The organism is Paenibacillus sp. ALE2 (assembly GCF_054113385.1).
In genome coordinates this window covers 2,245,001-2,269,410 of record NZ_CM134213.1, presented here as the reverse complement: position 1 = coordinate 2,269,410, position 24,410 = coordinate 2,245,001, and the positions used below count along the sequence as shown (strand labels likewise).

At 45.9% G+C, this 24,410-nt stretch carries 25 protein-coding genes, 2 rRNA genes and 1 other annotated feature (1 of these 28 cut by a window edge); all 27 genes read right to left on the bottom strand.

What is annotated here, in order from left to right; translation table 11 throughout:
- Positions 1 to 148 precede the first annotated feature (148 nt).
- Positions 149 to 514: a 50S ribosomal protein L7/L12 gene (rplL, locus tag ACXHJ1_RS09800; protein WP_013373275.1), complete on the bottom strand. Its 366-nt coding sequence runs from the start codon at positions 512 to 514 to the stop codon at positions 149 to 151.
- Positions 515 to 582: 68 nt separating this feature from the next.
- Positions 583 to 1,086, bottom strand: a complete 504-nt coding sequence (gene rplJ, locus ACXHJ1_RS09795; RefSeq protein WP_016818645.1) for a 50S ribosomal protein L10 — start codon at positions 1,084 to 1,086, stop codon at positions 583 to 585.
- 73 nt (positions 1,087 to 1,159) lie between these two features.
- Positions 1,160 to 1,311, bottom strand: a sequence feature (ribosomal protein L10 leader region).
- 68 nt (positions 1,312 to 1,379) lie between these two features.
- Positions 1,380 to 2,072, bottom strand: a complete 693-nt coding sequence (gene rplA, locus ACXHJ1_RS09790; protein ID WP_107735227.1) for a 50S ribosomal protein L1 — start codon at positions 2,070 to 2,072, stop codon at positions 1,380 to 1,382.
- Positions 2,073 to 2,159: 87 nt separating this feature from the next.
- Positions 2,160 to 2,585, bottom strand: a complete 426-nt coding sequence (gene rplK, locus ACXHJ1_RS09785) for a 50S ribosomal protein L11 (protein WP_007432595.1) — start codon at positions 2,583 to 2,585, stop codon at positions 2,160 to 2,162.
- A gap of 73 nt (positions 2,586 to 2,658) precedes the next feature.
- Positions 2,659 to 3,192 carry a transcription termination/antitermination protein NusG gene (gene nusG / locus ACXHJ1_RS09780; RefSeq protein WP_007432596.1) on the bottom strand — a complete coding sequence of 178 codons (534 nt, stop codon included), beginning with the start codon at positions 3,190 to 3,192 and terminating at the stop codon, positions 2,659 to 2,661.
- A 22-nt stretch (positions 3,193 to 3,214) separates the two neighbouring features.
- On the bottom strand, positions 3,215 to 3,406 hold the full coding sequence (gene secE / locus ACXHJ1_RS09775) for a preprotein translocase subunit SecE (protein WP_013312170.1): 192 nt from the start codon (positions 3,404 to 3,406) through the stop codon (positions 3,215 to 3,217).
- A gap of 20 nt (positions 3,407 to 3,426) precedes the next feature.
- The gene (gene rpmG, locus ACXHJ1_RS09770; protein WP_013373278.1) at positions 3,427 to 3,576 is read right to left on the bottom strand and encodes a 50S ribosomal protein L33; all 150 of its coding nucleotides are present in this window, start codon (positions 3,574 to 3,576) and stop codon (positions 3,427 to 3,429) included.
- A gap of 332 nt (positions 3,577 to 3,908) precedes the next feature.
- Entirely contained in the window at positions 3,909 to 4,553 is a 645-nt protein-coding gene (sigH, locus tag ACXHJ1_RS09765; RefSeq protein ID WP_016324748.1) for an RNA polymerase sporulation sigma factor SigH, read from the bottom strand.
- Positions 4,554 to 4,715: 162 nt separating this feature from the next.
- Complete coding sequence (locus ACXHJ1_RS09760; protein WP_016818643.1) at positions 4,716 to 5,237, bottom strand: NYN domain-containing protein; 522 nt, start codon at positions 5,235 to 5,237, stop codon at positions 4,716 to 4,718.
- 4 nt (positions 5,238 to 5,241) lie between these two features.
- The gene (gene rlmB, locus ACXHJ1_RS09755) at positions 5,242 to 5,988 is read right to left on the bottom strand and encodes a 23S rRNA (guanosine(2251)-2'-O)-methyltransferase RlmB (protein WP_025365931.1); all 747 of its coding nucleotides are present in this window, start codon (positions 5,986 to 5,988) and stop codon (positions 5,242 to 5,244) included.
- 55 nt (positions 5,989 to 6,043) lie between these two features.
- Complete coding sequence (locus ACXHJ1_RS09750; protein ID WP_107735228.1) at positions 6,044 to 6,502, bottom strand: Mini-ribonuclease 3; 459 nt, start codon at positions 6,500 to 6,502, stop codon at positions 6,044 to 6,046.
- Positions 6,499 to 7,902: a cysteine--tRNA ligase gene (gene cysS, locus ACXHJ1_RS09745; RefSeq protein ID WP_107735229.1), complete on the bottom strand. Its 1,404-nt coding sequence runs from the start codon at positions 7,900 to 7,902 to the stop codon at positions 6,499 to 6,501. Before cysS ends, ACXHJ1_RS09750 begins: the two co-directional genes overlap by 4 nt.
- A gap of 24 nt (positions 7,903 to 7,926) precedes the next feature.
- Positions 7,927 to 8,607, bottom strand: coding sequence for a serine O-acetyltransferase (cysE, locus tag ACXHJ1_RS09740; RefSeq protein ID WP_013373284.1), 681 nt, complete (start codon positions 8,605 to 8,607; stop codon positions 7,927 to 7,929).
- Between the two features lie 481 nt (positions 8,608 to 9,088).
- Positions 9,089 to 10,549 (bottom strand): glutamate--tRNA ligase, encoded by a 1,461-nt coding sequence (gene gltX, locus ACXHJ1_RS09735; RefSeq protein ID WP_167438749.1) that lies wholly within the window; start codon positions 10,547 to 10,549, stop codon positions 9,089 to 9,091.
- A gap of 39 nt (positions 10,550 to 10,588) precedes the next feature.
- Positions 10,589 to 11,065 (bottom strand): 2-C-methyl-D-erythritol 2,4-cyclodiphosphate synthase, encoded by a 477-nt coding sequence (gene ispF / locus ACXHJ1_RS09730; protein ID WP_016818638.1) that lies wholly within the window; start codon positions 11,063 to 11,065, stop codon positions 10,589 to 10,591.
- Positions 11,062 to 11,760 (bottom strand): 2-C-methyl-D-erythritol 4-phosphate cytidylyltransferase, encoded by a 699-nt coding sequence (gene ispD / locus ACXHJ1_RS09725; RefSeq protein WP_290405381.1) that lies wholly within the window; start codon positions 11,758 to 11,760, stop codon positions 11,062 to 11,064. Before ispD ends, ispF begins: the two co-directional genes overlap by 4 nt.
- A 70-nt stretch (positions 11,761 to 11,830) precedes the next feature.
- Positions 11,831 to 12,916 carry a PIN/TRAM domain-containing protein gene (locus ACXHJ1_RS09720; RefSeq protein WP_017427900.1) on the bottom strand — a complete coding sequence of 362 codons (1,086 nt, stop codon included), beginning with the start codon at positions 12,914 to 12,916 and terminating at the stop codon, positions 11,831 to 11,833.
- A 190-nt stretch (positions 12,917 to 13,106) separates the two neighbouring features.
- Positions 13,107 to 13,853: a CDP-diacylglycerol--serine O-phosphatidyltransferase gene (gene pssA / locus ACXHJ1_RS09715; protein ID WP_016818635.1), complete on the bottom strand. Its 747-nt coding sequence runs from the start codon at positions 13,851 to 13,853 to the stop codon at positions 13,107 to 13,109.
- 54 nt (positions 13,854 to 13,907) lie between these two features.
- Positions 13,908 to 14,984: a DNA integrity scanning diadenylate cyclase DisA gene (gene disA / locus ACXHJ1_RS09710; protein WP_013312183.1), complete on the bottom strand. Its 1,077-nt coding sequence runs from the start codon at positions 14,982 to 14,984 to the stop codon at positions 13,908 to 13,910.
- A gap of 12 nt (positions 14,985 to 14,996) precedes the next feature.
- Complete coding sequence (radA, locus tag ACXHJ1_RS09705; RefSeq protein WP_013373291.1) at positions 14,997 to 16,370, bottom strand: DNA repair protein RadA; 1,374 nt, start codon at positions 16,368 to 16,370, stop codon at positions 14,997 to 14,999.
- 242 nt (positions 16,371 to 16,612) lie between these two features.
- Complete coding sequence (gene clpC / locus ACXHJ1_RS09700) at positions 16,613 to 19,057, bottom strand: ATP-dependent protease ATP-binding subunit ClpC (protein WP_457906015.1); 2,445 nt, start codon at positions 19,055 to 19,057, stop codon at positions 16,613 to 16,615.
- Between the two features lie 44 nt (positions 19,058 to 19,101).
- Complete coding sequence (locus ACXHJ1_RS09695) at positions 19,102 to 20,166, bottom strand: protein arginine kinase (RefSeq protein ID WP_013373293.1); 1,065 nt, start codon at positions 20,164 to 20,166, stop codon at positions 19,102 to 19,104.
- A 29-nt stretch (positions 20,167 to 20,195) separates the two neighbouring features.
- On the bottom strand, positions 20,196 to 20,720 hold the full coding sequence (locus ACXHJ1_RS09690; protein ID WP_016818632.1) for a UvrB/UvrC motif-containing protein: 525 nt from the start codon (positions 20,718 to 20,720) through the stop codon (positions 20,196 to 20,198).
- An 84-nt stretch (positions 20,721 to 20,804) separates the two neighbouring features.
- Positions 20,805 to 21,269, bottom strand: coding sequence for a CtsR family transcriptional regulator (locus tag ACXHJ1_RS09685; RefSeq protein ID WP_016818631.1), 465 nt, complete (start codon positions 21,267 to 21,269; stop codon positions 20,805 to 20,807).
- 493 nt (positions 21,270 to 21,762) lie between these two features.
- Positions 21,763 to 22,950 carry a GNAT family N-acetyltransferase gene (locus ACXHJ1_RS09680; RefSeq protein ID WP_457906014.1) on the bottom strand — a complete coding sequence of 396 codons (1,188 nt, stop codon included), beginning with the start codon at positions 22,948 to 22,950 and terminating at the stop codon, positions 21,763 to 21,765.
- Positions 22,951 to 23,112: 162 nt separating this feature from the next.
- Positions 23,113 to 23,229 (bottom strand): 5S ribosomal RNA (gene rrf / locus ACXHJ1_RS09675).
- Positions 23,230 to 23,379: 150 nt separating this feature from the next.
- Positions 23,380 to 24,410: ribosomal RNA gene (locus ACXHJ1_RS09670) — 23S ribosomal RNA — on the bottom strand; it runs 1,894 nt beyond the window's last position.

Sequence of the window (24,410 nt, the reverse complement as noted above, 5' to 3'; positions counted from 1 at the left end):
ACCTCTTTCGGTTGTACGGTTATACTAACATCATAGCCTTTAGAATAATATTTCAGACCTGTTTGTACTACCGCTTTACAGCAACAAACCCCTTGAAGATCACCTCAAGGGGTTTGTTTTAATTCATTGTCTGCTAAAGAGCAGTCAATTATTTTACTTCTACAGAAGCGCCTGCTTCTTCCAATTTTGCTTTAACGGATTCAGCTTCTTCTTTTGCAACTTTTTCTTTCAATGGTTTTGGAGCGTTGTCAACCAGTTCTTTTGCTTCTTTCAGGCCAAGACCTGTAATTTCGCGAACTGCTTTGATAACGTTGATTTTGGAAGCGCCAGCGCTTGTCAAGATTACGTCGAACTCGGATTGCTCAGCTTCTGCTGCGCCACCTGCTGCGCCACCTGCTACAGCTACTGGAGCTGCTGCAGTTACGCCGAATTCTTCTTCGATTGCTTTCACGAGATCGTTCAGTTCCAATACGGACATACCTTTAATCGCTTCCAAGATTTGCTCTTTACTCATGGTTGAACCTCCATTTAAATTCGTATTTTTTTGTTCTTAACTGCTATACAGCAGGTTTAAATCCCAACTTATGCACTTTGCTCTTCTTTATCTGCAACAGCTTTAACCGCAAGCGCGAAGTTGCGCATAGGAGCTTGAAGCACGCTGAGGAGCATGGAAAGGAGACCTTCGCGGGATGGCAGTTCTGCCAGCGCTTTGATTTCCTCAACACCGATCACACGACCTTCTACAACTGCACCTTTCAGTTCCAATGCATTGTTTTTCTTAGCGAAATCGTTCAAGATTTTAGCTGCAGACACTGCATCATCTTTGCCGAACGCGATTGCAGTAGGACCTGTCAATACTGCGTCCAGTTCAGTCAATTCTGCTGCCGCAGTTGCACGGCGGAGCAGTGTGTTTTTCAGCACTTGAAATTCGATTCCGGCTTCGCGAAGCTGCTTACGCAGCTCAGTTACTTGGGCAACATTCAGACCGCGATAGTCTGCAACTACAGTTGTTACGCTCTCGCGCAATTTTGCAGCTACAACTTCAACAGCTTCTTGTTTTGCTTGAATCACCTTTGCATTTGCCAAACTGTACACCTCCTGATCAATTTATCTACTTTGTTCGAAACACCCATTCTGGCGTTCTACCAAAGTCGTTTTCATGAGCATGAAAAAAGCCTCCGTAGAGTACGAAGGCTTGATAAATCCACATGGACGGGACAAGCCCGTCGCATGAAACGTTCTATCATAACACCTCGGTAGGAAATTAAGCCCGAAAGCACCTACTGTCTACGGTAAGCATATTCAACTTTAACGGTCAGTCACAAGGACTCACAACTTTTACAGAATAACAAATTTGATTGAACGTGTCAACCGAAATATTATCTGTAAACAGATGTGTTCACACGTGCACTTGGTCCCATAGTCGAAGAAATAGCGATGTTTTTCAGGTATACACCTTTAGCAGACGCTGGCTTCGCACGGTTCAAGGCTTCAATCAAGGCTTTAAGGTTCTCGTTCAGTTGTTCAGCACTGAAGGAAGCTTTGCCAATTGGCGCATGAATTTGAGCGGTTCTGTCGAGACGGTATTCGATTTTACCGGCTTTAATTTCTTGAACAGCCTTGGCAACGTCGAAAGTAACTGTACCTGCTTTAGGATTAGGCATCAAACCTTTACCACCGAGCAAACGACCCAGTTTACCAACCTCACTCATCATATCAGGTGTCGCAACGCAGACATCGAATTCGAACCAGCCTTGTTGGATTTTGTTGATCATATCTTGATCGCCAACAAAATCAGCGCCAGCCGCTTCCGCTTCTTTCACTTTGTCACCTTTTGCAAATACCAGAACGCGTTGTGTTTTACCCGTACCATGTGGCAGGACAACAACACCACGAACAGCCTGGTCTTGTTTACGGGAATCTACGCCCAGACGAACTGCTGCTTCAACGGTTTCGTCAAATTTAGCAGTCGCAGCCTTTTTCACCAATTCAACGGCTTCCAAAGGCTCGTAAGTTGCTTCGCTATCAATCAGCTTAGCAGCTTCCAGGTACTTCTTACCATGTTTAGCCATAATATTTTTCCTCCTTATGTGGTATTAGCGGATATTCCTCCCACACTGCCGGACAGTCAAACTGCCGGCACACGTAGATTAATAAAATTAATCTACGATGGTGATACCCATGCTACGAGCAGTACCTTCAACCATACGCATTGCCGATTCTACGGAAGCTGCGTTAAGGTCAGGCATTTTTTGCTCTGCAATTTGACGAACAGCAGCGCGATTTACAGTTGCAACTTTCGTTTTATTCGGTTCACCGGAACCTTTTTCGATTTTAGCAGCAACTTTCAACAGAACAGCAGCCGGTGGAGTTTTGGTGATGAACGTAAAAGAACGATCCTCAAATACCGAAATTTCAACCGGAATAATCAGGCCTGCTTGATCAGCAGTACGAGCATTGAACTCTTTACAGAATGCCATAATGTTGACACCTGCTTGACCCAAAGCTGGACCTACTGGAGGCGCTGGATTAGCTTTCCCTGCAGGGATCTGCAGTTTTACCATTTTAATTACCTTTTTTGCCATGGATGACACCTCCTTGACTCAATAGTGGTAGACGGATCTATCGATCCTCCCACAAGAAACCTGTAAGAAAAATCTATATTTTCTCCACTTGAGTATAATCCAACTCAAGCGGGGTTTCCCGTCCAAACATGTTGACGTGAACCTTAAGCTTGCTCTTCTCAACCAAAATTTCTTCCACGGAGCCCACAAAATTCGCAAAAGGACCAACTTTAATTCGCACGGATTCCTTAACATCGAATTCAATCTTCGGTTTCGGCTCTACCATGCCCATATGCTTCAGAATCTGTTCAACTTCTTCTGGAAGCAATGGCGTCGGTTTGGAACCCGAGCCTGTCGATCCTACAAACCCCGTAACACCTGGTGTGTTGCGTACAACATACCAAGAATCATCGGTTTGGACCATTTCGACTAAGACATAACCAGGGTAGACTTTACGCATAACGGTTTTTTTCTTACCGTCCTTGGTTACCAGTTCTTCTTCCATAGGAACAAGAACACGGAATATCTTGTCTTCCATGCCCATGGACTCAACGCGTTTTTCCAAATTGGCTTTGACTTTGTTCTCATACCCTGAATAGGTATGAACGACGTACCATCTTTTTTCCATATCAAGCCACCTGGAACCCTTCCTAGATAATCGCTTCGATCACAGCGGAAATGCCGATATCGAGAACCCAAAAATAAATCGTGACGAACGCAATCGTCCCTATGACAATCAGCGTATAGTTGGTCAGTTCTTTACGATTGGGCCAGCGAACTTTCTTGAGTTCAGCCCAGCTTTCAGAGAAAAAGGAAAACAGAGACTTGAAACTGCGTTTCACGCCGACTACACCTCCAAAAACTATCTGGTTTCCCGATGAGAAGTCTGTTCGTTACAGGACTTACAGAATTTCTTCATCTCCATGCGGTCGGGGTGATTACGCTTGTTTTTCGTCGTTGTGTAATTTCTTTGTTTGCAATTTGTACAAGCCAAAGTAATAATTACCCGCATGATGTGCACCTCCCGAAGACATCCAACACCGGAAGTCTCATAATTGATCCTAAAAAAAACCGCGAATTTAGGCCTACCTAAAACACTTTATCACACGGGGTTTTCCATGTCAACGAATGTTTGCATACATTTCGCAGTCCCGGTTGTGGTGCATTTTACATCTGTCCATCCTTTGAAGCTGTTCTCTGAAATACTGCTTCAAAATCAAAGCGATATCTATTATTCATCTTTTTTAGTATAAATCATTTACAACACTTATAAACCTGCACAGCATACCCAAAACGAATAAAAAAAGACTCAAACTCGAGCCTTTTCCATGTCAGCCTCTACTTTCAACTATCCCTTACTTCCAGATACTTTTCAAGTTTACGTTTGACCCGTTGCAGCGCGTTATCGATGGATTTCACATGACGATCCAGATCTTCAGCAATCTCCTGATACGAACGTCCGTCCAGATACAACATAAGTACCTTGCGTTCTAGCTCGCTCAGAATCTCGGACATTTTGTCCTCAAGACCCACAAACTCTTCCTGATTGATAATCAGCTCTTCAGGATCACTTACTTGTGTTCCGCAAATCACATCGAGCAACGTCCGGTCTGACTCTTCATCATAGATGGGCTTGTCCAGAGATACGTAAGAGTTCAGAGGAATGTGCTTTTGTCGTGTAGCCGTCTTAATTGCCGTAATAATCTGTCGTGTTATGCACAACTCGGCGAAAGCCTTGAACGAAGCAAGCTTGTCTCCCTTAAAATCACGGATGGATTTGTAGAGACCAATCATGCCCTCCTGAATAATATCCTCGCGATCAGCCCCAATCAGGAAGTAGGATCTGGCCTTGGCCCGCACAAAGTTTCGATATTTGTTAATCAGAAACTCCAGCGCTTCCCCATCACCTTCATGGACTGCTCCGACAATGTCTTCATCATTTTTGTAATCAAACTTTGACAACATGATATCCTTGAGGTCCACACTCACTAACAATCCCTCCGGCTGCAACGCAAGGTACCCGTTACTCTCTCAAATATACGACAAGTATACGCGATGTAACCTGATACCGTCAACCACAACAACCTAAAAAAGAAGAGCGCTAACAAAATTGTCAATGGTTTCAAAATGGAGAGTATCCCAATTACTGGATCATTCTCTTCTCCAGCGTTCAAACAACTTTCGAAGCTCCGGACTCAGCTTGCCATCCAGCGAATTGCGGGACAATTTGGCGTTATCCTGCTGGATTCGCTTCTGGACTTCCCTTTCAGATTCCTCAATCTCGATCAGTAATTCTCGTGCCGATACTCTGAGTGCTCCCTGGCCAAAGGCCACATGCTGCTCTACCTGATCACTTGTCGCTACGTAAATGCTTCTCCTCTTGCTGCTCAGCTCACGAACTAATCGCTCGATGCACTCGTCGGCTGTCTCTTTTTCTCTCGTAAAATAAATCTGGACTTTGCTCTGGGCAAAGGTTTTACCTAATCCTGGCACCCTGTAAGCATCAAATACGACGATGACTCTTCTGCCCGAATACGCCTGATGATCCGCCAGTCGTTCAAGAAGTCTGTCCCTCGCTTCCTGCATACCAGATTGTACCAGTGCGGAAAGTTCGGGCCAGGCTCCAATCATGTTGTAACCGTCCACAAGCAGAACATCCCGCGTGTCAGCCATATCGTTAGCCCCGTGCCTGTCGTCCGCGCAAAACTTCGTACATGACGACACCTGCAGCTACAGAAGCATTGAGGGAATTGATTTGTCCCGCCATTGGCAGCTTGACGAGTACATCACATTTCTCGCGGATCAAACGGCCCATTCCTTTATTTTCGTTACCAATGACAATCGCTACGGGACCGGTGAATACTCCATTCCCAAAGACGGGATCGGTTGCTGTAACATCCGTGCCAACTACCCATACACCTTCTTCTTTAAGACGGTCAATGGTTTGTCCCAAATTGCTCACACGCGCCACCGGGACGTACTCCACAGCACCTGCCGATGTTTTAGACACCGTTACAGTTACAGCTGCTGAACGCCTTTTCGGCACTATAATACCGTGTGCTCCAGTGCAGTCCGCCGTACGAAGGATAGAGCCCAAGTTATGAGGGTCTTCAATCTCATCCAGCAAAATCAAAAACGGCTCTTCTCCCTTAGCGCGAGCACTAGCAAGCAAGTCCTCCACCTCAGCGTAGGCAAAAGGTGCAGCTTGCGCGACCACTCCCTGATGCTGAATGCCTGGAACCATTTGATCGAGCTTACGCTTGTCCACCTGCAAAACAATGATTCCTGCTTTTTTCGCCTCAGCCGTAATCGGCAGTGTCAAATGCTTTTGTGCATTATCCGCAATCCATATTTTATTTATCGTCCTGCCTGAACGCAGCGCCTCTGTTACCGAATGCTTACCGGCAATCCATTCTTCTTCCATCTCTAGCTTCCTCCCGGGAAACGGTCGATATCAATTCGTTCAATCCGTCTCCAATTTATGATTTTTCTGCATTTTCCATTTGTGCAATTCCGTACGTAATCAACTCTCTCAATCTGTCCAAATGTCCATCACAATAAAGATAACCAATCAAGCCTTCCAGCGCCGTGGCATGCCGATACTCAAGCACATCAGCATTTTTGGGCAGGCTCCCTGATTTGGCATTTCTTCCTTGTCGGACAATATCACGTTCTTCATCCGTCAGCACCGTTTCTAGCAATCCCAACATACGGCTCTGTGCTTTGGCGGAGACAAGCCTTGTAGCTCGTCGATGTAAATGATTGGGACGCAGGTTGGGCTGTGCCAACAGATATTGCCGGACAGCCACCTCATACACTGCATCACCAATGTAAGCTAACGCAATGGGGGGCATCAAGCGAGCCGGCTTGGACGCAGGATACGGAAACCAGTTTCCTGCGCCTTCCACAGCTCCTGAGTTCAGTGGCTTATTACTCATTTCCGCCGCCACCGCATACCCTGCGCCGTATCTTCAAGCACAATGCCTTTAGTAGCTAACAGATCACGAATTTCGTCAGCTCTACCCCAGTTTTTAGTTTTACGAGCTTCGACACGTTCTGCAATTAACTGCTCAATTTCGTCATCCAGCAGTTCTTCACTCGGTTCCGAATAAATGCGAAGCACCGTATTCATCGAATGGAAGGTATGCAGCACCGCTTGCAATTCCGCCTGATTGACAACATCACGCTGCAACAAAAGATTGGCTTCGCTGACCCATTCGAACACCGCAGTAATCGCATCAGGCGTATTGAAATCATCATCCATTTTTTCGCCAAATTGCTGTAATATCCCGTCAAGCTTCATTTGCAGCTCAGCCGATACTGCTTCATTACCTTTCAAAGCCATGGATAAACGATGCTTTACATTGGCGACTGCATTGGCAATCCGTTCGACACTATTCTCCGCCTGACTCATCGTCTCTTGGTTGTAGTTCAAAGGGTTGCGGTAATGTGTCGACAGCATAAAATAACGTAAAGCTTCGGGCTTGTGACGAGCACGCAGATCTTTAACCAAAATACCGTTACCGAGTGATTTCGACATTTTTTCATTATCTATGCGAATATATCCGTTATGCATCCAGTAGCGAGATAATGGTTTACCCGTAATCACTTCGGATTGTGCGCATTCACATTCATGATGCGGAAATTGCAGATCCTGTCCGCCTCCGTGAATATCCAGTGTATCCCCCAAATAGTGACGAGCCATAGCAGAGCATTCGATATGCCAGCCTGGGCGTCCATCCCCCCAAGGACTTGACCAGTAAATTTCTCCCGGTTTCGCTGCTTTCCAGAGTACAAAATCCTCGGCATTCTCCTTGCGTTCATCCACATTGATGCGAATCCCAAACTGGAGTTCCTCCAAATTTTGGCCTGACAGCTGTCCGTAGTCTTTAAACATTTTGGTCCGGTAGAAGACATCACCATCATTCTCGTAGGCATAGCCTTTGTCTACCAGGTCCTTGATAAAATCAATAATCAGATCCATGCTTTCGGTTACACGAGGATTTATGCTGGCAGCAGGAACATTCAATCCTGTCAGATCCTCATGATAGGCAGCAATAAACTTCTCGGCAACTGCCGGAACCTCCATATTAAGTTCCCGAGCTTTGCGGATCAACTTATCATCAACGTCCGTAAAATTCACCACATAGTTTACATCATAGCCCAAATACTCCAAGTAGCTGCGTACCACGTCGAACACAATTACAGGTCGTGCATTACCAATATGAATGTAATCATACACTGTAGGACCACATACATACATTTTAACCTTTCCAGGCTCCAGTGGCACAAAAGGCTCCCGGCTCCTCGTCATTGTATTATAAATTTGAAGCGACATCGTTATGTTCCTCCCTCATGAAAATTATCCTTGTAATTTATTCTCTTGGGTCACCTGATGTTTCTGAGCAGATTGCTCCTCCTTCAAATCAGACAATTCTGCTCGTAATCGTTCTATTTCCATTTGAAGAGACCGTATGGAATCGACGACCGGGTCAGGCAGCTGGTGACTAAGTCGATCTGGACGTCTGCCATCCTGCCTGACCACTCGCCCGGGGATACCCACTACCGTACTGTTTGGCGGAACTTCTTTTAGCACAACCGAGTTGGAGCCAATATTGGATTGCGCCCCAATCGTAAATGAACCCAATATTTTTGCACCGGAGCCTATAACGACATTATTCCCAATGGTGGGGTGGCGCTTCCCTTTCTCTTTTCCAGTTCCTCCAAGAGTAACCCCCTGATACAATACGACATCATCGCCAATTTCACAGGTTTCGCCAATGACAACACCCATGCCGTGGTCAATGAACAGCCGATCTCCAATACGAGCGCCAGGATGAATTTCAATTCCTGTCATAAACCTCGATACCTGGGATATAACACGGGCTAGAGTACACCACTTTCGCAAATAAAACCAATGTGCAATTCGGTGTGCCCAAAGGGCATGAACGCCAGAATACGTAAAAATGACTTCCAGCTTACTCCGGGCGGCCGGATCATTATCCAAAACAGTTTGAATATCGGATTTGAAATGCCTGAACATGTCGCCCTCCTATTCCCTCCATATCCTTGCCGCATCACACTTCACATTTTGCCAATTTTCGTAGTCACCAGCATTCTTCGACAATTTTCAGTCTACAGCGAGTCTGAATCTGATAAAAATGAAAAAGCGCCTCCGCAGCCTAGGCTGCAGAGACGCATATACGTGGTCCCACTCTGCTTCGAACATATCTGCTACAAAAAAAGCAGAAAAGTCCGTCTTTGGCGTCCTGTAACGGGAACGAATCGGCAAGCCCTTGCCACATTAGCATTGTAGGCTAACGAGGGTTCGGGCGCACGGCTCCCAGGCGCATTTCCTCCGCAGGTCATCTAGACGGTTCTCAGCCTGGGGTTTCCCCTCGACCGTCCTCTCTGGCAGATGCCCTTATGCAGTGTACTTCTCCTGTTCGCAGCCTTTACACGTAAGTATCAATCCATATCAATGGAGTCATTATAGCGAAAAGACAACAAATTGACAAGAAATATCAGCCTTTAATTTGTGCCTTAAGACGGTCCAATACCTTGTCACGTCCAAGTAGATAGATGGTCTCGTTCAGATCCCGTCCATGAGTTTGACCTGTAAGGGCCACACGAATCGGCATGAACAGCTGTTTCCCCTTAAAACCAGTTTCCTTTTGGACTTCTTTGATCAGCTTGGCCATTTGTGAAGCTGTAAATTCCTCGCTCGTTTCAACCTTAGCTGCAAAGGCTCTAAGTACATCAGGAACCTGTTCTTCAGCCAGAACAGCCGCCGCATCAGCATCCAACTCCAGATGTGAACGAAAAAACAACTCAGACAACGCCACAATATCAGACGCTGAAGTCATTTGTTCTTGGTATAAGCGGACAAGAGCTTTAGCCCAATCCTGTTGTTCAGCCGATAAATCATTCGGCAACAGTCCTGCTGCCTGCAAATGTGGAATTGCCATACTGGCAATCCGTTCAGGATCAGCTTTTTTAATATAATGATTATTCAAATAAGCAAGCTTGTTTGTATCAAATACAGCTGGGCTTTTGGACAAACGATTAGGATCGAAAATCGAGATTAATTGTTCCCGATCATAGATCTCTTCCTCGCCTTCCGGAGACCAGCCCAACAATGCAATAAAGTTGAATATAGCTTCCGGCAGATAGCCCAGCTTATCGTACTGCTCCATGAACTGAATAATGGATTCATTTCGTTTGCTGAGCTTTTTGTGATCCTCGCCTACGATCAGCGTCATATGACCAAAGCGTGGAGGCTCCCAGCCGAGAGCTTCAAAAATCATCAACTGCCGCGGTGTATTGGATACATGATCCTCACCCCGTAGTACATGCGATATTTTCATCAAATAGTCGTCAACCGCTACAGCGAAGTTATATGTCGGAATACCGTCTTTTTTGACGATAACAAAATCGCCGCTTTCTTTGGAATTGAACGTAATTTGACCTTTAACAATATCATCAAACGTATATTCACGATCTTCTGGTACGCGAAAACGAATACTTGGTACACGGCCCTCTGCTTCAAACGCCTGACACTGTTCTTCTGTTAAATCACGGTGTTTTCCTGAGTAACGTGGTGTCTCCCCACGTTCCATCTGTTCTTCACGCTCGCGTTCAAGTTCTTCTTCCGTGCAATAACAGCGGTATGCCAAACCGCGATCCAGCAAGTCCTGCCAGTATGTTTTGTAGATGTCCAAGCGCTCGGTCTGGCGATAAGGTCCAAACTCGCCGCCCACGTCTATACTTTCATCCCAGTCCATACCCAACCATTTCAAATATTTAAGCTGGCTTTCTTCTCCGCCCTCAATATTGCGCTTCACATCTGTATCTTCAATGCGAATAATAAATTTCCCGCCTTGATTGCGGGCAAACAAATAATTAAATAATGCCGTTCTGGCATTTCCAATATGCAGATGTCCTGTTGGACTTGGTGCATAGCGTACACGAACTTCCGTGCTCATATAATCTCCTCCAAATAGAATTACTCAAGATGATAGCATTTACTTGATTAGACAGACAACCGACTGAGCCGCGATTCCCTCGCTTCGCCCGGTAAACCCGAGTTGCTCCGTCGTCGTCGCCTTGACATTTACCTGGGATGACTCCTCTGCTTCCAGCACCCGGGCGATGATTTCATTCATCTGCGGGATGTACGATGCCATCTTGGGCTTCTGCGCAATAATTGTAGAATCGATGTTCCCCAATCGGTATCCCCGCTCTTTAGCCAGCCCCCACACATGCTCCAGTAGCTTAAGACTATCCGCGTCCTTAAATTCAGGGTCATTATCTGGAAAATGCTTTCCGATGTCTCCCAAGCCAAGCGCACCCAGGATAGCATCGCTAATGGCATGCAGCAGCACGTCTGCATCGGAATGACCCAGTAAACCTTTTTCATACGGAATATTTACGCCTCCGATGATGCATGGCCTTCCTTCCACCAGCTGGTGGACGTCAAATCCTTGCCCCACTCTAATCATTTGATATCCTCTCCCTCTGTCTTTACCCATAACGCCGCCATCTCCAAATCCTCAGGCGTAGTAATTTTGATATTCTTGTAGCTGCCTTGAACGACAGTAACCGGAATGCCTAGCCGCTCCACCAGCATGGAATCATCTGTCCCCAAAAATCCTGTCTGCTCCGCTTCTTCATAGGCCCGCAGCAGATCGGAAAGACGAAAAGTCTGTGGCGTTTGAATACTCCACAGACTACGGCGATCCGGCGTTGCTGTAATGATACCATCCCCGTTCACTTGCTTGATCGTATCCTTTACAGGTACTGCCGCTACAGAAGCACCAGTACGCTGAGCAGCCTCCAGGCATGAACGTACAAGCTCAGGTTGAATCAATGGCCGCACACCATCATGCACCATCACCCAATCTGTTCGCAAGTGGCGCAAACCGCGATAAACCGAATGCTGGCGTTCACTGCCACCAGCCACCACCCGTACATTTTTACCAATCTTGTATTGATGAATCCAGTCTCTGCAGCGTTCCACATCTCCAGCTCCAGTAACCATCACCATTTCATCCACTTCAGGCATTGCTGCGAATATTTCAAGTGTATGTATGAAGATGGGCTTGTCTCGCAAAAGCAGAAATTGCTTGCTCTCCTGCGTTCCCATACGGGAGCCGCGCCCGGCCGCCACAATCACGACTCCTACCTGATTGTTCATTCAAATAACTCCTGCCCTGATCGCACTTGGACGATCCGTATGATAACACATCTACTTCATCATACCTCGTTTATTGAGCTTTTTCCAATAATTTCGGTTTAGCAAAGATCATACGGCCCGCAGAGGTCTGAAGTACGCTTGTGACCAGTACTTCCATGAGAGAGCCAATATAGTCACGTCCACCCTCCACAACAATCATCGTACCATCATCCAGATAAGCGACACCTTGCCCATGCTCCTTGCCATCTTTGATAATCTGCACCATAATCTCCTCACCGGGCAGTACGACAGGCTTCACTGCATTCGCCAAATCATTAATGTTCAGCACAGACACACCTTGAAGTTCGCATACTTTATTCAGGTTAAAATCATTAGTTACAACTTTACCCTGCAACACCTTTGCAAGCTTAACCAGCTTACTGTCGACCTCTGAAATTTCCTCAAAATCCCCCTCATAGATGAGCACATTCACATCTAGCTCTTTTTGAATTTTATTCAAAATATCCAGACCCCGCCGCCCACGATTACGCTTAAGTAAATCTGAAGAATCTGCGATATGCTGAAGCTCCTCCAACACAAATTCAGGAATCACAATGGTCCCTTCAATAAAACCTGTCTTGCAGATATCCGCAATACGCCCATCTATAATGACGCTGGTGTCCAAAATTTTATGTTCCTCCAACTTGCGTTCTTCTACATCCGTTCCCCGACCAAAAAAGCCTGAACTCCAAAAGGATGACAACTCGTCCCGTTTTTCTAGCCCAACCATCAACCCCACATATCCACATACCAAGGTAACCGCGGTCTGGATAAGTAAACCAGGTGCCCCTAACCCTGAAAAGAGTGGATAAACTGCCAAGGAAAGGATCAGCCCCACCGCTAAGCCCATGACACCTGCCATCATCTCATTCATCGGAATTCGTACCAAACCTTCAATACCCTGCTGCAATCGATTCGCCACGGACGCCCCTGCGAATGAGCAGCCAACCATAAATACCACCGCTCCCGCTAACATCCAAACAGCCATTCCTGGTAAAGAACCATCACTCAACCATTGTGGCATCCACGTTACTAAGCCTCCTATCCGCTGGTATAACGTATAGCCAAACCACGCGCCGCACAATCCTGTAAAAGTTAAAATAGCCTTTCTCCACATTGAGTCTCTATACCTCCTTTATTTTCTTTTCAATAGTCTGCTATTTATTGGATACATAGCACTTCCCTTACCAGTATGGTCCATTTCCCACATAACTAACCCTGTGTTTTCACTTTTTATGCATAAAAAAAGCATTTATCCCCTTGAATGAATCAAGGAAATAAATGCTTCTTGTAGTTCTTGTCTGACACTAACGTTGCGAATGACGATATTGATCGTCCTGTTCTTCCTGTTTAGAACGATCCCGCTCACGTCCACGTCTGCGTGATAGCTTCCGAATGTTCAGCTTCATACCGTACAATGCATAAAGCACTAGTGGTACAAAAATCAGCTTCGACAGCTGATCAGGAAATTTAACAGCTAGAACCACCGCTGCAATTACGACCCATGGAGCAACCCAAATCGCTTTTTTCGGAAGGCCGACCTTTTTGAAATTTGGATATCTCATGGAGCTAACCATCAAATAAGAGACTAGCAACATGGCAATCGACATGTATAACAATGAAATCTCGTTATGGAATAAGGACAACGTGGCTAATACGCCACCTGCTGCGGGAATGGGTAAACCTGTGAAATAACCTGGTACACCGGGACGTACGTTAAATCGAGCCAAACGCAATGCGCCGCACATCGGAAAAATGGCTGTAACCGTCCAAGCCAAAGCCGAATTCGCATCATGAAAAGCAACCATGTACATAATAACTGCGGGCGCAACACCAAAAGATATCATATCTGATAAGGAGTCCAGTTCTTTACCGAATTCGCTCTGGGCATTCAAAGCCCGGGCCATCCTTCCATCCAGTCCGTCCAACAACATGGCGACAATAACCATAATAGCGGCAAGACTGTATTTTCCGTCTACGGCCAATAAAATGGCGATCATTCCGAGAAACAAGTTACCCAAGGTACACATGTTCGGAATTGATTTGGTAATCATCTCTTCACCTCAATGTATGAATTGTTCCATTATAATCCTTTCACTGTATTACATTTACATTTGTCTGTCAATGAAAACTTGTTCCTGTAAACGTTTAAGCCCTTCTTTAATCGTACGTGCACGAACCTCTCCTATACCATCCACTTCATCCAGTTCTTCTATCGTTGCTGTGATGACATGTGGAAAACGTCCAAACCGCTCTACCAGATTATGAATAATCACATTGGGCAAACGAGGTATTTTGTTCAGCACCCGATATCCGCGTGCAGCAATATATTCTTCTGATGTCGCTGCTGAAGAAGGGTAGCCTAATAAACGTACTATATGATTCACATCCAGTAATTCGTCGTCCGTAGAACGTTTGAGTCCCAATATAATTTCACGGATCTTCTCGTCGCTGTCGTCTTTGGCATAATCCTTATACAGCAACCAAGCTTCTTCCTCGATATTACTGACAAGCTCCTCCATCTGCATGCTAATCAGCCTGCCCTCATTCCCGAGCTCGTTAATAAATCGTTTGATCTCCATTTTGATGCGCAGCACCATTTCGATCCGTTGAATGACATTAACGACCTCCGGCATGGTAACCAGTTCTTCGAATTCAGATGCAGTTAAATTCGTTGAGGCTTGCCCCAATACGGATCTATATTTTTCTAACGTCTGAATAGCCTGATTAGCTTTCGTTAAAATAACCCCGATTTCCTTGAGCGCATACCGTAAAGTCCCCTGATACAACGTAATAATATTACGACGCTGGGAAATAGACACAACCAGTTTGCCAGTCTGCTTTGCAACTCGTTCCGCCGTCCGATGCCGAATCCCTGTTTCTATGGACGAAATAGAAGAATCGGGAATCAATTGCGTATTGGCATATAAAATTCGTTTTAAATCCTCACTCAATATGATTGCGCCGTCCATTTTAGCCAGCTCATACAAATAGTTCGGCGAAAAGTCACAATTAATTGAGAAACCGCCATCCACGACTTCCATTACTTCCGGGCTATAGCCAACGACCAGAAGAGCACCCGTTTTGGCACGCAAAACGTTTTCCAATCCGTCGCGAAAGGGAGTTCCCGGTGCCACAAGCCGTAGCAAATCGTTCATTTTATCCAGTTGGCTCGCTTCCTTCATCCTCAATGCCCCCTAATCTAATGCGGCTGCCAGTGCATCTGCCACCGTTCCAACTCCGATAATTTGTATCCCTTTTGGATGTGTCCAGCCCTTCAAGCTTTTCTCGGGCATGATCACCCGTTTGAAACCTAATTTCTCTGCTTCTCGCACTCGCTGTTCTGCTCGGGATACAGCCCGCACCTCGCCTGTCAGTCCTACTTCACCAAAAATCACATCGTACGGCTTGGTAGGAGCATCCCTAAAGCTGGAAGCAATGCTCACCGCTATGGCTAAATCCACCGCTGGTTCATCCAGCTTTACGCCTCCAGCAACATTGAGATAAGCGTCCTGGTTTTGCAAAAACATGCCCATCCGCTTTTCTAATACGGCAATGATTAATCCCATCCGATGATGGTCAATCCCCGTACCCATTCGGCGTGGAGATGGAAAATGCGTAGCCGCAATGAGTGCTTGCAATTCAACCAACACAGGCCGGGTTCCCTCCATACTGGCAACGACTGTGGAACCAGCCACCCCCAGTGGCCGTTCGGACAGGAAGAGCTCAGAAGGATTCGCCACCTCACGCAAACCACTTTCGGCCATTTCAAAAATACCAATTTCATTCGTAGAACCGAAACGATTCTTAACCGCACGCAACAGCCGATACGTATGATGGCGCTCTCCTTCAAAATAAAGTACACAATCGACCATATGCTCCAACAAACGCGGACCTGCAATAGCGCCTTCTTTGGTCACATGCCCTACCAGTACTGTAGCAATACCTAATCCCTTGGCAATCCGCATAAATCGTGAAGTACACTCGCGCACCTGAGCTACACTACCAGGCGCACTTGTCACCTCAGGCAAATATACAGTCTGTATCGAGTCGATGACCAAAAACTCCGGCTTCAAGCTGTCCACTGCTTCTTCAATCGTCTCCAAATTCGTCTCACATAATACGTACAGACTGGGAGACAAAGCACCGAGGCGATCTGCACGTAGCTTCGTTTGGCGGACGGATTCCTCACCAGACACGTAGAGTACCTTTAAACCAGTTAAAGCCAGCTCATTAGAGGTTTGCAGCATAAGCGTAGACTTACCGATCCCCGGGTCTCCACCCACCAGAACAAGTGAACCTGGCACCACACCTCCACCGAGTACACGATTTAATTCACCAATTCCCGTCAAAATTCGTGTTTCTTTGCCACTCTCCACTTCAATAATAGGAAGCGGTTTGTCTTTTGTGCTATGAGTAAGAAGGGAAGATCCCATTCCTTGAGTTTTTACAACGCTTTCCGTTTCTTCGACCATGGAATTCCATGCCTGGCATCCAGGACATTTTCCGTACCATTTAGGCGATTCATAGCCACATTCTGTACAGGAAAATTTAGTTTTCACTTTAGCCATACTTTATTCCTTGGCTCCTTCTTGACAACGATGATGTCAATTTTATCTTCACACAGCACCTGAAAGAGCTGTAACAATAAAAGTTTACCATTGAAGCTTGGCGGACGTAAAGCAATATCACAAACTTTCCCAAAGCTTTTACCCTACCCTTTCAAGGTGTTCAATACACAAAAAGGGTGCCTTCGCAATAGCTTTCCAGCCTGCGAGACACCCTTTTCTAATGTTTTATTTACTAAACTGCTTTAGGACTTCGCGGATACATTATCCTTTTTCGTTACTGTCAATGCACCGTTCTCTTCATCAATATAGAGAGAGTCGCCTTTAGAAATGTTTCCAGTCAACAGTTCCTCGGACAGGCGATCTTCAATATGCTTCTGGATTGCACGACGCAATGGACGCGCACCATACGCTGGATCGAAGCCTTCCTTGGCAAGGAAATTCTTAGCCTTGTCTGTCAACTCAAAGTCAACCTCATACTCATTCAGACGCTTACGCAGCTCCTCAGACATGAGTGAAACAATTTCGGCAATATGTTTTTCTTCAAGAGAATGGAACACGATAATTTCATCTATCCGATTCAAGAACTCAGGACGGAAGCTCTTCTTCAGTTCATCCATCACTTTGCCCTTCATGTTATCGTAATCCGCCCCAGCGTCCACAACAGCTGTAAAGCCAAGCGTGGAGTTACGTTTGATTGCCTGTGCACCAACGTTGGATGTTAGGATGATGAGAGTGTTACGGAAGTCAACAACACGTCCTTTGGAATCCGTCAGACGTCCATCCTCCAACACTTGCAGCAGAATATTGAATACTTCCGGGTGTGCTTTTTCAATTTCATCCAGCAACACAACAGAGTAAGGCTTACGACGTACCTTTTCAGTCAGTTGGCCACCTTCTTCATATCCTACGTATCCTGGAGGCGCTCCTACCAAACGGGATGTGGAGTGTTTCTCCATATATTCGGACATATCAATACGGATAACCGCATTTTCATCACCAAACATAGATTCAGCCAAGGCGCGTGCCAGCTCTGTTTTACCAACCCCAGTTGGACCGAGGAAAATAAAGGAGCCAATTGGACGTTTCGGATCTTTCAGACCGGCGCGTGCCCGGCGAATCGCCCGACTTACTGCCTTAACAGCTTCGTCCTGCCCAATCACCCGTTCATGCAACAGTTGCTCCATATTCAGCAAACGATGTGTTTCTTCTTCCTTCAGCTTGCTGACTGGGACACCAGTCCAGATGGCAACAACCTGAGCAATATCCTCTGGTGTAACTTCGGAATCTGTACGCCCCTGTTGTTCTTTCCATTGGTTTTTAGTGACATCCAGCTCTTCACGAATTTTTTGCTCTGTATCGCGCAGCGCAGCTGCCTTTTCAAACTCCTGGCTTTGTACCGCTGAATCTTTTTCCTTACGGATATCCTCCAGACGGTTTTCCAGCTGTTTCAGGTTTGGCGGTACTGTATAGGAATTGAGCCTTACCTTGGAGCCCGCTTCATCAATAAGGTCAATAGCCTTATCCGGTAGGAAGCGATCCGTAATATAACGATCTGACAATCTTACTGCAGCTTCAATAGCCTCATCAGTGATTTTCACACGGTGATGCGCTTCGTAACGGTCGCGCAGACCATACAAGATTTGAATCGCTTCTTCTGGAGAAGGTTGATCCACGGTTATAGGTTGAAAACGACGCTCCAAAGCAGCATCTTTCTCAATATATTTGCGGTATTCATCCAGCGTGGTGGCACCGATACATTGCAGCTCGCCACGTGCCAGAGCAGGTTTCAGGATGTTGGACGCATCAATTGCGCCTTCCGCTCCACCAGCACCAATCAGTGTATGCAGCTCATCAATGAACAATACGATATTTCCAGCTTGACGAATCTCGTCCATAATCTTCTTCAAGCGATCCTCAAATTCACCACGATACTTAGTACCTGCTACTACAGAACCCATATCGAGTGTCATTACGCGTTTGTCGCGCAACGTTTCGGGAATCTCATTCGCTATGATTTTTTGTGCCAATCCTTCGGCAATCGCCGTTTTACCTACCCCAGGTTCACCGATCAAAACAGGATTGTTCTTTGTACGACGGCTGAGCACTTGAATAACGCGCTCAATTTCCTTGCTGCGCCCAATAACGGGGTCCAGGTTATTTTCCTTCGCAGAAGCCGTCAGATCGCGTGCCAGACTGTCCAGAGTTGGTGTGCTGACATTAACTGGAGCACCGTGATGGCTGGAAACCGCCTCGCTGCTGCCGAGCAATTGAAGCACTTGCTGACGCGCTTTGTTCAGACTGATACCCAGGTTGTTCAGTACACGTGCTGCTACGCCTTCACCTTCACGAATAAGACCTAGCAAAATATGCTCGGTACCTACATAGGTATGACCCAATTTACGTGCTTCGTCCATAGACAGCTCAATGACTTTCTTGGCACGTGGAGTATAGGCAATGTTCGTCGGTTGTTCTTGACCGCGTCCAATCAGTGTTTCCACTTCATCCTGGATTTTTTCCAGTCCCAGCCCTAAACCGATTAAGGCTTTCGCTGCTATTCCTTCACCTTCACGAATGAGTCCTAGCAAAATGTGCTCTGTGCCAATGTTGTTGTGTCCCAATCGAACAGCTTCTTCCTGGGCCAAGGCAAGCACTTTCTGTGCACGTTCCGTAAATCTTCCAAACATCATATATCCTGCACCTCCACAGTGTGTATTTCAGATCATTCTATATATTAAAGGGTTGTGCCTAATTTTTGCCGGATCAGCTTCGCCCGGTACATATCGCGCTCACCGGTATTCATTTTATCCCCAAAGCTTTTTTGTAAAAAGCCGGGTTGCGTCATCACATTAAGCTCATTCATCGCTGCAATGGAAGGACGCTCCAAAATTCCTAAATCTACACCGAGACGTACATCGGACAGCCGCTGTGCAGCCTCCTTGGAATCCAAAACTGCTGCATATGACAAAATACCGAATGAACGCATCACCCGATCTGTAATCCGCAGCATGGATTCATTCATCAATCGTTCTCTGGCAGAACGTTCATGCTCTATAATTTGCAGCACCACGCCATGCAGATTCTCGATAATCTCCGCTTCGGTTTGTCCCAGTGTAATCTGATTAGACACCTGAAACAAATTTCCGACCGCTTCGCTGCCTTCACCGTAAATGCCGCGAACTGTAAGACCTACCTGTGAAACAGCAGACAATATACGATTGATTTGATGAGTCATGACTAATGCGGGCAAATGCATCATCACCGAAGCTCTCATACCTGTGCCGACATTCGTCGGACAACTGGTTAGAAAACCTCTCCGATCATCAAATGCATAATCAACATGCGCTTCAAATGCATCATCAATAACCATAGCGCGTTCCCAAGCTTCTCTAACCTGACATCCGGGATATAAGCACTGAATACGCAAATGATCCTCTTCATTTATCATAACACTAACTGATTCATCATCACTAATCAACACAGCACCGTTGCGAGATTCGTTCGCCAAATTAGGACTAATCAAGTGCTTCTCAACCAGTACCTGTTTGTCGATCTCATCCAACTCGGATATTTTCAAGGTATGAAAAGTACCAAAACGACGCAAATCATCATACTGAAGGATATCCGTTAAGCGTTGAAGCACTTCTTCCGACTGCTGATTGGTAGCAAGCATGGGAAAAGGCAGATGCTGCAAGTTACGCGCAATTCTTACCCGGCTGCTAATGACAATCTCCGAATCCGCAGCATCACCACGCATCCAATCACTTAGCGGCTTTTCCGTAAATCGGATATTGGGCATCACGCATTCCCTCCTACTCTTCACAAACTTTACTCTTCAGTCATTTCTTTTTCAAGCTTTCTGATTTGATCCCTAAGCTCAGCAGCTGATTCGAATTCTTCCTGTACAATGTGTTGTTGCATCTCTTTTTTCAAATCATCAATTTGCCGTTTAACCTTTAATCGGCCTCCAGTACGGACCGGAACCTTCCCAACATGACTCGTACTACCATGCACACGCTTGAACAGAGGGTCCAGACGACTATCAAAATATTGATAGCATGATGGACATCCAAAGCGTCCTAGCTTACTAAACTGTGTATAAGTCATACCGCAATCCTTGCATTGCAGATTTTGGGGAACACTGTGACCTGAAGACTGGCTCTTTGTGCTGGAGTCAAAATCCAACATCCCCGACAACAAGCTATGAATCGAAAAGCCATTAGGTGTTCCAGGGATCATCTCCCCTTTTTCCTTCGCACATGTCTCACAAATATGAAACTCTGTCTTTTCGCCATTCACAATTTTGGTGAAATGCAAAGTTGCCGGCCGCATATTACATTCTTGGCACAGCATAAAAGCACCTCCTTCAACGTCAGGATTTTTACAAATCCCTACATCTGAATTGCAAATCTCTATTCACTGGTTAATGGATACTAGCTATTTGGCCGCCAGCAACGAGATCAGCATAGCCTTAAGCAATCTTGCTCGCAGTTGGTCACGATAGGGAAGCTTCAGCAATAATGTATCTCTTGATAAAGCAGCCTTTATTAGACCCGCTTCCCTTTTACTTAAAAAATGAGCTTCCTCTAACTGATAAATCAATCCTTCTGCTGCCGATTGGCTAATTTCCTCCCCGATGCTCTGATGAAGGTGTGTATGGATCGCATGCTGTGCAGGCAATTGAATTCGCTGAATCCGAATATAACCTCCACCACCGCGTTTACTTTCCACCACATAACCTTTTTCCAGCGTAAACCGGGTACTAATTACATAATTAATTTGCGACGGTACGCAGGAAAAGCGGTCAGCCAGATCATTGCGCTGAATCTCCACTAAGCCTTGGGGACTTTCCAGCAGCATGCTCTTCAAATATTGTTCAATAATGTCGGAAACATTGCGCATTTCATCATCCTCCACTAACGGAAACGCAAGTATTCAAGTACATTTCACGCTCCACAGAGTCCGCCGTATATTGAACTTAACCAAACGGTAAAGTCACGAATCTAAGCTGTACTCAGGCCATTACCTATTGTACATCCATTGGAATTGTACCGTTTCGTTTCTAGTGTGACCTTTATTTGCGATAAATCATGCACTTCTCTTCTGCCCATAAGAAGCAGCTCCTAACTATACGCAAATCATGTCATTATTGCTATACTTCTGTAGATACACACTGGTTCTGATTGACTTTGACTTTCTTTGACTATATTCGTATTATAGCACAAATTTCATTTTTGCCAAGGGGTCAATACCATTTTTCGCAATCTAATTATGTTTTATACCATAGAATAAAAAAACTCTTCCCATTATGGAAAGAGCTTTGAATAATTATGATATCCCACATCCAATTTGGTTAAAAAGAGTTGGGCATTAAGAAAATCTAATTGGGCCTTTATCAGAAAAAATCCAATAGGAACGTTTGTTTTGTTGGTATTACACGTTTAAGTGCAGCCACAGACTCACTGCTTCCTTCAATGCGCCCCCAATTAAACAGGTTATCAGCTTGCTGGTAGCCGAGCATTAAAGTTGTTAATGACTGAATTCCTAGTTCCAAGTCAGCTACTGTGTCGTTCTCAGATAAATTACTTGTATCCACTCTTGCCAGATGTCCTTGCCCCTCCGTAGTAATCGTTAATCTCCATACTCCTTCATTCCAAGGAGCATACCGATCTGTCAGATGTAAGGTTAAACTTGTTTCCTCTCCAATCTGCTCAAAAGGGTAGCTCTCTACAAAAGCAACAGCATCCACAATACGCCCCATAAAATAAGGCACCGTTTCCTGTTGAATTCGCGGATCATCGAGTAAAAAAGGCAGATTGTCATCTGCTGGAACGTAAATAAATTTACCTTGGGTTATCATTGAGTCATGATTTGCAAAATAAGTCCACAAAGCCCGACGTGCCGTCTCATTTTCATATACCAACTCATCACAATTTAACTGTTTATCTTCTATTTTGTATAGTGCATATCCCTGAGGATCGCCTGCATCTGTGTAATATACTACAGTTCGATAATTCTCATTTAAAATCCGTTCCTGCCACCATGCCTTATCTCGTACCAGCGTACCATTGTAACGTGAAGCATACGATTGATACACTTGGTCTAGTTCTGAAATATTTTTGATATCCCGTTTGACTATACCTTCTGTTTTAAGTTTAGCAGGGAATTTATCAATTGGAATGACGTATTTTTTGTACTCAGTATACGTTTCCCATCCAAATTTACGATAGAAGGCAAAAGAAAATGGATGCAGAAAAGAAAGGCTTTGTCCTGCAGTCTTCATTTCTTCAAGCGCATGCGTCAACAAACGTGAAACCATACCTCCGCGACGCTTTTCCGGCCACGTTGCCACACCAGCAATGCCTCCCATATCAAAAACCTGACCATGTATGTATACCTGTAGTGGTAGCAAAGTCAGTTTAGCGTTCAAGTCAGGTCCGTCGAAGATCCCCCATGTTTGTTCTGGTTTGAATTTCTTCTTGGCTTTCTCCAGATCCTCCGGGGTCATTGTAAACTGAAAAGCATACTGGGATAATCCTATAGCTGCTTCAAATTCCTCACGTTGTAATTGTCTGATCTCCATAACTTCGTCACCTCGCTCGTATACTTGGACCTTTAAAAAAATACGCACTTAGAGTGTCGCAAAGCCTCTTCCCTCTGTCAACCTTAGAAGCAGATATCCTTCCACAAAATGCATAAAAAAAGGATGATAACCTCACTGAGGGTATCATCCTTTTTCACTTTTGCTTGGCGGCGTCCTACTCTCCCAGGACCCTGCGGTCCAAGTACCATCGGCGCTGGAGGGCTTAACGGTCGTGTTCGGGATGGGTACGTGTGGAACCCCTCCGCTATCGCCACCAAACATGAATTTGCCTCGCAAATTCTTCCGTAAGGTTATTCGCTTCATCACGGATTGTGTGAATGAATAGCCATACGCTTGTCGTATGTACTTCTACATACCTTCAAGGTTACACCTTGAAAACTGGATCCGAAACTTCATTGCGTCTTATCTTAGGATAAGCCCTCGACCGATTAGTATTGGTCAGCTCCATGCATTACTGCACTTCCACCCCCAACCTATCTACCTCGTCGTCTTCAAGGGGTCTTACATACTGGGAAATCTCATCTTGAGGGGGGCTTCACGCTTAGATGCTTTCAGCGCTTATCCCTTCCGTACATAGCTACCCAGCGGTGCTCCTGGCGGAACAACTGGTACACCAGCGGTACGTCCATCCCGGTCCTCTCGTACTAAGGACAGCTCCTCTCAAATTTCCTACGCCCACGACAGATAGGGACCGAACTGTCTCACGACGTTCTGAACCCAGCTCGCGTACCGCTTTAATGGGCGAACAGCCCAACCCTTGGGACCTACTTCAGCCCCAGGATGCGATGAGCCGACATCGAGGTGCCAAACCTCCCCGTCGATGTGGACTCTTGGGGGAGATAAGCCTGTTATCCCCAGGGTAGCTTTTATCCGTTGAGCGATGGCCCTTCCATGCGGTACCACCGGATCACTAAGCCCGACTTTCGTCCCTGCTCGACTTGTAGGTCTCGCAGTCAAGCTCCCTTCTGCCTTTGCACTCTTCGAATGATTTCCAACCATTCTGAGGGAACCTTGGGGCGCCTCCGTTACTCTTTAGGAGGCGACCGCCCCAGTCAAACTGCCCACCTGACACTGTCCTCGTACCGGTTCACGGTACCAAGTTAGAACCTAGATACGATCAGGGTGGTATCCCAAGGATGCCTCCCCTCAAGCTGGCGCTCAAGGCTCTACGGCTCCCACCTATCCTGTACAGATCGTACCCAAATTCAATATCAAGCTGCAGTAAAGCTCCATGGGGTCTTTCCGTCTTGTCGCGGGTAACCTGCATCTTCACAGGTATTAAAATTTCACCGGATCTCTCGTTGAGACAGCGCCCAAGTCGTTACGCCATTCGTGCGGGTCAGAATTTACCTGACAAGGAATTTCGCTACCTTAGGACCGTTATAGTTACGGCCGCCGTTTACTGGGGCTTCGGTTCATAGCTTCGCCCGAAGGCTTAC

Coding starts and splice junctions, on each gene's coding strand:
- clpC (WP_457906015.1), bottom strand. CDS start 19,057: ATGATGTTTGGAAGATTTACGGAACGTGCACAGAAAGTGCTTGCCTTG.
- ispF (WP_016818638.1), bottom strand. CDS start 11,065: ATGATTAGAGTGGGGCAAGGATTTGACGTCCACCAGCTGGTGGAAGGA.
- rpmG (WP_013373278.1), bottom strand. CDS start 3,576: ATGCGGGTAATTATTACTTTGGCTTGTACAAATTGCAAACAAAGAAAT.
- rlmB (WP_025365931.1), bottom strand. CDS start 5,988: ATGGAAGAAGAATGGATTGCCGGTAAGCATTCGGTAACAGAGGCGCTG.
- ACXHJ1_RS09695 (WP_013373293.1), bottom strand. CDS start 20,166: ATGCCCAATATCCGATTTACGGAAAAGCCGCTAAGTGATTGGATGCGT.
- nusG (WP_007432596.1), bottom strand. CDS start 3,192: ATGGAAAAAAGATGGTACGTCGTTCATACCTATTCAGGGTATGAGAAC.
- ACXHJ1_RS09685 (WP_016818631.1), bottom strand. CDS start 21,269: ATGCGCAATGTTTCCGACATTATTGAACAATATTTGAAGAGCATGCTG.
- ACXHJ1_RS09720 (WP_017427900.1), bottom strand. CDS start 12,916: ATGTGGAGAAAGGCTATTTTAACTTTTACAGGATTGTGCGGCGCGTGG.
- pssA (WP_016818635.1), bottom strand. CDS start 13,853: ATGATTACCAAATCAATTCCGAACATGTGTACCTTGGGTAACTTGTTT.
- cysS (WP_107735229.1), bottom strand. CDS start 7,902: ATGTCGCTTCAAATTTATAATACAATGACGAGGAGCCGGGAGCCTTTT.
- disA (WP_013312183.1), bottom strand. CDS start 14,984: ATGAAGGAAGCGAGCCAACTGGATAAAATGAACGATTTGCTACGGCTT.
- gltX (WP_167438749.1), bottom strand. CDS start 10,549: ATGAGCACGGAAGTTCGTGTACGCTATGCACCAAGTCCAACAGGACAT.
- ACXHJ1_RS09750 (WP_107735228.1), bottom strand. CDS start 6,502: ATGAGTAATAAGCCACTGAACTCAGGAGCTGTGGAAGGCGCAGGAAAC.
- radA (WP_013373291.1), bottom strand. CDS start 16,370: ATGGCTAAAGTGAAAACTAAATTTTCCTGTACAGAATGTGGCTATGAA.
- ACXHJ1_RS09680 (WP_457906014.1), bottom strand. CDS start 22,950: ATGGAGATCAGACAATTACAACGTGAGGAATTTGAAGCAGCTATAGGA.
- ispD (WP_290405381.1), bottom strand. CDS start 11,760: ATGAACAATCAGGTAGGAGTCGTGATTGTGGCGGCCGGGCGCGGCTCC.
- cysE (WP_013373284.1), bottom strand. CDS start 8,607: ATGTTCAGGCATTTCAAATCCGATATTCAAACTGTTTTGGATAATGAT.
- rplK (WP_007432595.1), bottom strand. CDS start 2,585: ATGGCAAAAAAGGTAATTAAAATGGTAAAACTGCAGATCCCTGCAGGG.
- ACXHJ1_RS09760 (WP_016818643.1), bottom strand. CDS start 5,237: ATGGCTGACACGCGGGATGTTCTGCTTGTGGACGGTTACAACATGATT.
- rplA (WP_107735227.1), bottom strand. CDS start 2,072: ATGGCTAAACATGGTAAGAAGTACCTGGAAGCTGCTAAGCTGATTGAT.
- ACXHJ1_RS09690 (WP_016818632.1), bottom strand. CDS start 20,720: ATGCTGTGCCAAGAATGTAATATGCGGCCGGCAACTTTGCATTTCACC.
- rplL (WP_013373275.1), bottom strand. CDS start 514: ATGAGTAAAGAGCAAATCTTGGAAGCGATTAAAGGTATGTCCGTATTG.